The sequence below is a fragment of the Candidatus Hydrogenedentota bacterium genome, assembly GCA_018005585.1.
In the GTDB taxonomy this organism is placed as follows: domain Bacteria; phylum Hydrogenedentota; class Hydrogenedentia; order Hydrogenedentales; family JAGMZX01; genus JAGMZX01.
In genome coordinates this window covers 1-7,884 of the sequence record JAGMZX010000206.1, presented here as the reverse complement: position 1 = coordinate 7,884, position 7,884 = coordinate 1, and the positions used below count along the sequence as shown (strand labels likewise).

The 7,884-nt window shown below is 62.3% G+C and carries 6 protein-coding genes; 1 reads left to right on the top strand and 5 read right to left on the bottom strand.

From position 1 onward, the window contains the following. The coding region (locus KA184_22025) for a flagellar hook basal-body protein (protein MBP8132267.1) at positions 1–691 on the bottom strand (691 nt) is incomplete at its 3' end. A gap of 46 nt (positions 692–737) precedes the next feature. Further along, positions 738–1,718, bottom strand: a complete 981-nt coding sequence (locus KA184_22020) for a DUF1559 domain-containing protein (GenBank protein ID MBP8132266.1) — start codon at positions 1,716–1,718, stop codon at positions 738–740. Between the two features lie 253 nt (positions 1,719–1,971). Between KA184_22020 and KA184_22015 the strand changes: the two genes are divergently transcribed. Continuing rightward, positions 1,972–3,594, top strand: coding sequence for a sugar isomerase (locus KA184_22015; GenBank protein ID MBP8132265.1), 1,623 nt, complete (start codon positions 1,972–1,974; stop codon positions 3,592–3,594). A 103-nt stretch (positions 3,595–3,697) separates the two neighbouring features. On the opposite strand, the gene clpA is transcribed toward KA184_22015, so the two are convergent. From clpA to KA184_22000, 3 genes are all read right to left on the bottom strand, one after another. Beyond that, positions 3,698–5,986: an ATP-dependent Clp protease ATP-binding subunit ClpA gene (clpA, locus tag KA184_22010; protein MBP8132264.1), complete on the bottom strand. Its 2,289-nt coding sequence runs from the start codon at positions 5,984–5,986 to the stop codon at positions 3,698–3,700. A gap of 24 nt (positions 5,987–6,010) precedes the next feature. After that, positions 6,011–6,325, bottom strand: a complete 315-nt coding sequence (clpS, locus tag KA184_22005) for an ATP-dependent Clp protease adapter ClpS (GenBank protein MBP8132263.1) — start codon at positions 6,323–6,325, stop codon at positions 6,011–6,013. Between the two features lie 251 nt (positions 6,326–6,576). Continuing rightward, the coding region (locus tag KA184_22000) for a hypothetical protein (protein ID MBP8132262.1) at positions 6,577–7,884 on the bottom strand (1,308 nt) is incomplete at its 5' end.

Below are 7,884 nucleotides of genomic sequence, written 5' to 3'. Positions count from 1 at the left end.
CGATGTCCAGCAAGGTCCCCAACAGTTCCGCCTGGGCGCGAAACGCGTTCACATTGGCTTGCAGAAAACGGGTGTTCAGCGTCACATCCGCCAACTCCCGGCCCAGCTCGACGTTGCTGCCTTCCAGCGCGCCGGTCTCCATTTGCGTCGCAGCCGTGATGGGCTGCCCTTCGCCCGAACTGGCGGTAGCGCGGTACAGATTGTCGCCCACGCGCTCCAGACCATCCGGGTTCGCAAAAGCGTACACCTGGATATGGCCCAGCAATTGCGGTTCAAGACTGTCCGGGACCGTCGCGTAAATGGAACCGTCGCGCGCGACCGTCACGCCGGTCGCATTCGCCGACACCTGAACAGGCGGAGACAGGCGCCCGCCGGACATCGTCACGACCTCGCCATTCGCGTTTAATCCGAATGCCCCATCGCGGGTAAACGCAAAGCCGCCATCCGCCAACTCGACCCGGAAGAATGCGTTGCCAGCGGCGATATCCAGCGAGCGGCCCGTGTACGGGAGCGGCCCAGGCGTGAAGTCGTGAAGAATAGCGTTCGCCCGTACGCCGCCCGATTCGTCAGGGGCGCTGTGGACGCGCCCGGCGCCAAATCCGGGCGTGCTCAGGTTGGCGATGTTGTCCGCCGTCACCCGCTGGCGCAACAGCGCATGCAGTATGCCGGAGGCGGAGATATACAAGCCCATCGAACGTCTCCTTGCGCCCCTCATGGTGCCATATAACCCAGGCAAGTCAGTGAAACGCCGCGCTGATAATGCCCGTGGCGACGGCAAAGGCCGCCATGACGGGCGCCTTCTCGTTCGGATAGCGCAGGTAATCCACATGTCCATCGAGGAATAACACGTTACACCCGCCCGGAACGTGGTTGAAGTCCGCCGCTGTCGTGGACAGCCAATCATGCATGACCAGCAGTTCGCTCTGCGCATGCGCGGTTGCCGCAGGATTATTGATATCCGTGATGCAGAACCGCTCGATGCCTTCGCGCAACCGGTACACCGTGTCCGTGCCGCCAGTGCCGTAGCGCATGCCGCCCTCGGCGAGCATACCGCCGCTTGTGTCCTCGTCGAATGCGGGAAACGGGCCAAAATACGTCTCCGTGCCGGGAGTCATCCGCGCGATAACGCGCGGGTCCGTCATGAGCGTCAGCATGTGCCGCACGAATTGCGAAGGCACCTGCTGGTCCGGCGGCAGGCTGATCCCCGGCAGAAACGCCTGCACAATGATAATATACGGGTCCGCGTCTTCCATCGGGTCTCCCGCGTCGCTCCGATCGTACGCGAATCCCCAATACATGTAGCACTCGTGGAGGCTCCACCACCGGTTCGGATATTCGGTCTGTCGCCGCCAGTCGACCAGGATTGGCGTACCATCATCAAAGTACATATCCTTGGTCGTGTGGCGCGAACTCGACGGGCAAACGTAAATACCCGGGTCGTTCGCATACTCAGGATATACCCCCGTCACCAAAGGCGTCATGTAAAACCCGTATCCGCCGGGCGGCTGGTGCTGGACAGGCGGGAACTTCTCGCCGGAATCTTCACTCGCGTACATCTTGAAGACGAGTCCCCATTCCTTCAGATTGTTCTGACAACTGGCGCGCCGGGCCGCTTCCCGCGCCCGCGCAAGCGCCGGCAGCAGAATCGCCGCCAGAATGCCGATAATCGCGATCACCACCAGCAGTTCAATCAGCGTAAACCCGCGTCGCGTATCCATGATGCGCCTCCCCTATTGTCGTGACCACTTCACACCTTTATGGTACGACAATTTGCCGATTTTGGCCAGAGGGGAAATGTGCGGTTTGAAGTCCGAGCCAAAATACAGCCATAGCCGATTTGCACAGGATAGACTGGGCAGGAAGCACACGGGCGCAAGAAAAGGACGGCGGCCACGTCGCGAAGGTGTACGCGGCGCAAGAATGTGCTATCTTTTGTGCCAGAAACGTCTTCCACGATTGTTGAAGCGTTCAATGTTACAACAACGGCGCCGGCCCCGCCCGGCGCGGCGGAGTGCCGTCATGCAGGAGCACAAGCATCATACCGGGTGTTGCGGATGTCATTTGGAGCCAATGAAACGGCGCACGTTTCTTGCCGCGCTCGGCGGAACGGCCGCAACCGCCGCCGTCGTCAGCGGATGCGCCACGACTGAAACCCGACGCGGTGCCGCAGCGGCAGCGCGCGAACGAGTGCATCCCTCGCGTCCCCGTAAGGCGCTTGTCGTTCAGCCCGTATTGTCCTATCAACTGTTTCAGCGCCAGAATCAGACCAGCTGGCGGTCCTGGGGCGGCTTGCACACCCAAGACGACGTGACGCAAGAAACAGACCGTATCGACGGCGAGATCAAGAACCTCAAGACCCAGGCCGAGTTTCCCGTGGAATTCCGGCCTCTCGCGCGCGTCACGAACAAAGACGAAGCCGCCGTGCTGCGTGACGGCGACGCGGACGTAATGCTCATCTACGGCGCTACGGGCGGCGTCGAGGAAATGGAGACGCTCATATCCCCCAAGCGCTATAACATCGTGTTCGTGAGGCACGAAACCGGCCCGGCGTACCTTTGGTACGAGATTGCGCATCCCCGCCTGCTGCGCAAGACCGTCGATGAATATGGCCAGCCCGGGCTGGAACCCTGCGACGTTGTGGTCGACCAGACGGCGGACGTGCTTTGGCGGCTTCGATCGTTCTATGCGTTAAAGAACACCGTCGGTTCGCGCATCGTGTGCATCGGCGGGGCAAGCGGCTGGGGCGCGGGCGGCCAGGACGCGCCGAAGATTGCCAAAGAACTCTGGAAGATGGAACTGCTCGACGAACCCTACGACGACTTGGGCAAGCGCATCGTCGCCGCGCGCCAGGATGCCGCCCGGGTTGCGCGAGCCGAGGCTATGACCGATGAGTATCTGGGATTGCCCGGCACGAAACTCGAGACAGACCGCACGTTCATGGTTTGCGCCTATCTGCTCACGGAAATCTTCGAAGACCTCATGGCCGAGATGAACGCGCCTGCGATCACGGTCAATAACTGCATGGGCACGATCATGCCGCTCTCCGAGACCACGGCGTGCATGCCGCTCAGTTTCATTAACGACGACGGCGGCATGGCCTTCTGCGAGTCCGATTTCGCCGTCATCCCGTCGGGCATCCTGTTACACCACATCGCACAGACCCCCGTATTCCTCCAGGACCCGACCTACCCCCACCATGGCGTCGTCACAGTGGCCCACTGTACCGCGCCGCGGAAAATGGATGGCAAGACGCTCGAAAAGACTCGTATCCTCACGCATTTCGAGTCCGACTACGGCGCGGCGCCGAAGGTCGATATGCGGATCGGCCAAATAATCACCATGATCGACCCGGATTTCGAAACCAAACGATGGATCGGCTTCCGCGGGACGATCAAGGCCAATCCGTTCCTCGATATCTGCCGTTCGCAGATCGACGTGGCCATCGAGGGCGATTATCGCCGGCTGGCGGAGGAAATGCGCGGCTTTCATTGGATGCTCGCCTACGGCGACCACCTCAGAGAAACCGGGTACGCCCTGCGCAAACTCGGTGTCGGCTGGTACAACCTGTCCGATGACCGCACCATGGAAGCATAGGACGCGAAGGCGCCGGAAAACGCGTTTGGAGACACCGTCCACGGCCGAAGAGCATCCGCCGCGACCGCTCGCCCTTTCGGGCGCGGTCAACGCCTCCAAGCGATCAGATACGCGCTCCCGTTTCCGCGTCTCCGGATTCCGGGAACGCGAAGGCCAGTTCGCCCTCGCGCAGTTCGACGGTGACATCGCCGCCCTTTTCCAAACGCCCGAAGAGGATTTCGTCCGTAAGCGGATCAGCGATCTTCTGCTGGATGAGCCGGCTCAGCGGGCGGGCGCCCATCTTGTCGTCGTAGCCATGCTCGGCAAGCCAGCGGCGCGCCTCGGCGCTCAGGCGCAGGCGCACCTTGCGCGCCGTTAGTTGCAGTTCGAGTTCGCGCAGGAATTTGTCCACAACCCGCTCGATAACAATCATTGGCAGCGGATTGAACGCCACAATGGCGTCCAGCCGGTTGCGAAATTCAGGCGTGAACGCCTTCTCGACCGCGTGCAGACTCTTGCGTTGCGACTCGTCGAGGTCGCCGCGAAAGCCGATGCTGCGCGCGGCTAGTTCGCGCGCGCCCGCGTTTGAGGTCATGATCAGGATTACGTTGCGGAAATCCGCTTTCCGGCCTTGATTGTCCGTGAGCCCCGCATGGTCCATTACCTGGAGCAGGATGCTGAACAGGTCCGGGTGCGCCTTCTCGACCTCATCGAGCAGCAGCACGGTATAGGGGTGTTTGCGGATTTCGTCGACGAGCAGCCCGCCCTGATCGAAGCCGACGTAGCCCGGCGGTGCGCCGATAAGCCGCGATACGGCGTGCTTCTCCATATATTCGCTCATGTCGTAGCGGGCGAAGTGCACGCCGAGGATAGCCGCCAGTTGCCGCGCCACTTCCGTCTTGCCGACGCCCGTCGGCCCGGTGAACAGGAAACAGCCCACGGGCCGCTCGGGCCGGCCCAACCCCGCCCGCGACCGGCGGATGGACCGCGCCACCAGTTCGATGGCCTCGTCCTGTCCAAAGACTACGCGTTTCAGTTCCACGTCAAGCGAACCCAGCTTCTCCTTGTCCGATGACGTCACGGTCCGGGCGGGAATCTGCGCAATATCCGCCACAACCTTCTCGATGTCGCTTGGGCGAACCGATTTGCGGTCGCCGGAGGACTCGAGCCGGCACACGACGCCCGCCTCATCGATAACGTCGATGGCCTTGTCGGGCAGGAACCGGTCGTTGATATGTCGCGCAGCCAGTTCCGCGGCGGCGCGCAGCGCGCTGTCCGTATACGTAATCTTGTGATGTCCCTCGTAATACGATTTCAGCCCCCGCAGGATGCGGACGGTTTCCTCGATGCTCGGCTCGGCAATATCCACCTTCTGGAACCGGCGCGACAACGCGCGGTCGCGCTCGAAATGCTTCTTGAACTCGTCGTACGTCGTCGAGCCGATGCAGCGCAACTCGCCCGAAGCCAGCACGGGCTTCAGGATGGTGGATGCGTCCATGGACGAGTCCGTCGTCGAGCCCGCGCCGACAACGGTGTGGATCTCGTCAATGAACAAGATGATGTTCTGGCGCTTGATGATCGCGTTGATAACGGCTTTGAGCCGCAGTTCGAAATCGCCGCGAAACTTCGTTCCCGCGAGCAGCCCGGCAAGATCCAGCGTGCGGATTTCCACGTCCTTGAGCGGGTCCGGGATCTGGCCTTCGTGAATCCGGAGCGCGAGACCCTCGGCGAGGGCCGTCTTGCCCACACCCGGCTCGCCCACGAAGATCGGGTTGTTCTTACGGCGGCGACACAGGATGCGCACGGTCCGCCGAAGTTCCGGCACGCGGCCGATAAGCGGGTCTATCTTGCCCTCCGCGGCCTTTTTTGAAAGCGAGATGGTGAACGATTCCAGCGGGTCCGGCGGCGAACGGCGCTCGCCTTCCTCCTCGCTCTCCGCGTCGGGCACGGGAGCGGATTCCCCCTCTTCCCCACCGGCTCCCAGCTTGGAAATGCCGTGCGAAATGTAATTCAGCACGTCCAGCCGCGTGATGCCCTGAGTGCCCAGCAGATACGCCGCCAGCGAATCGCGCTCCTCGAAAATGGCCGCCAGCACGTCGCCCGCGTCCACCTCGCGCTTGCCCGCATGCTGCACGTGCATGATCGCGCGCTGCATCAGCCGCTCAAACTCCGCGGTCTGTTGCACCTGCGGAACGCCGCGCCCCGGCGCTGGTTCAATTTCCTCTTCGAAGAAACGCTCCAGGTCTTCGCGCAGCCGGTCGATATCGCAACCGCACTGCTCGAGGATTTCCTGCCCGTAGGCGTCTTCGAGCAACGCGTACAGCAAATGTTCCACGCAAAGATACTCGTGACGCCGCGCGCGCGCGGTCCCGAGCGCCGCGGAGAGGCTGTTTTGCAGGTCTCGGCTCAGCATATTCCCCTGACCATCCAGCGGCGGCTATTCCGGTTCCATGCTGCACCGGAGCGGAAAACCCTGCCCCTGCGCCAGTTCATGCACGGTCCGTATCTTCGTTTCCGCCACAGCTTTAGTATATACCCCGGCCACGCCGATTCCATTCCTGTGCACATTCAACATGATGCGCACCGCCTCGTCGCGCGGCCGGCTGAACACGTCTTCCAGCACCATCACCACGAAATCCATCGTCGTGTAATCGTCATTATGCAACAGCACCTTGTATCGGCGCGGCTTTTCCGTCTTCTGTTGTTCCTCAATCGCCGCGCCGCCCCCGGGCTTTTCGACATAGTCGGGCATACACGCACCGCCTTCTCATGCAACCGCTGCATATATTGTCGCATTCACCATATATTATATTTCATCCTGCCCGGTCTGACGAACGTTACACCGAGGCGCGCCGGGAACCGCGGCGAGGGGGTTCGGCGCCAGAAACAAGGCCCCGAAGAGCGCGGCCGGACATATGCGGCACGTGCCGCCGCCACCCCCGAATCCTCGAGAGAGGCGCAAACAGGCTTGTACAGTCGAAGGGGTTCGCACGCCGCGGCTTGTCACTCGGCCCATTGCGCAAGTATCTCGTCCGGAGTCGATGTGGACGTCACGTGGTTCAGCCCTTCGGGGTCGCCCGGGGCGAGGCGGCGTCCCAGTTCGGCGTAGAAGGCGTTTTTCGCGCGCGTATCGGGGAAACTGCGGCGCGCCCAATCGCTGAGATAGCCTATACCCGCTTCGCGCTGGAGCCGCGTATGCGCATACACAATGTCAGCGCCTTCGAGGAAAACCGGCAGAAGCGGAGCCAGTTCGGGGGCATTGAAATCGTCCACGAAACGCTGGCCATGCGCGTTCATCTCCGTCCCGGCGATGATGGGCAGACCGCGCGATTGCGACTCTTCGACGAATTCGTGCAGAAGCTTTCCCTTGCGCCGGCGCACTTCGGGGTCCGGGAAGTTCCAGTTCCGGTCGGGAATGATATTCACGGCCGCAACCCCCGATTCCATCATGACATCGAGCAGTTCTTTCATCGCCTGCTCGCCGTCGGTCGTCCCGTCCAGAAACGCGAACGCTGGAATCGCATCGTTGGCCAGCACAAACGCGCTCACGTCCCGCAACTGGGGAAAATCGCCGCTTTCAGGTTTCACGTAGCCCACGCCGCCTGCTTTCATCGTCTTGGCGCGAATGAGCCCTTGCAGCTTGGGCGGGTGATCCAGCACCGCTGCCACGAGGTCCACTGGTTCGTCCAGCTTTTCCGCCCAGAAACGCGCGCGGTCCCAGCTCTTGGGGAACAGCGTGCGCGCCCGCTCGTCGAGCGCCATGCACACGTGCCGCTCCGTTGCGTTCCAGTTTGGCGTCAGCGGAAGCACGTCCCGCTCGAAGTCGATGCCCGCCGGGTCCAGATAGGCGCTCACGCGCGCGGCCAGTTCACGCGTGCGCTCCTGCGCCGTGCGCTTGAAGGCCGCAAGCGGCGCGTCATCCGCCACTTCGCCCGACGTGAACCCGACACCCATGTGATACGAGATGCCGGGCTCGCCGGGCGAGTTGATGGTCCGGCCCGCAAACTCGGGCACGAACACGCGGGTTTCGATCCCGGCGCAAGCGCGCATACCCAGGAACGCGCACGCCTCGAGGAACTCGTCCACCCCATCGAGCACATCGAAGTCGACCAAGCCCATCGCATACAGGCCAGCCGCACGGCCTCGCCACGCCAGGCACGTGGGCGAATAGCCGTAACCGTTGTACGAGAAGAAGGAATGGCAGTGCAGATTGATGCAGTCCCCCGTTTCGGGCAGGATAACGAGGCCCTGATGGGTCAACGCGGCCAATTCCTCGAGCGCCGTCCACCGCTCGGCAATGTCAAAATCGTT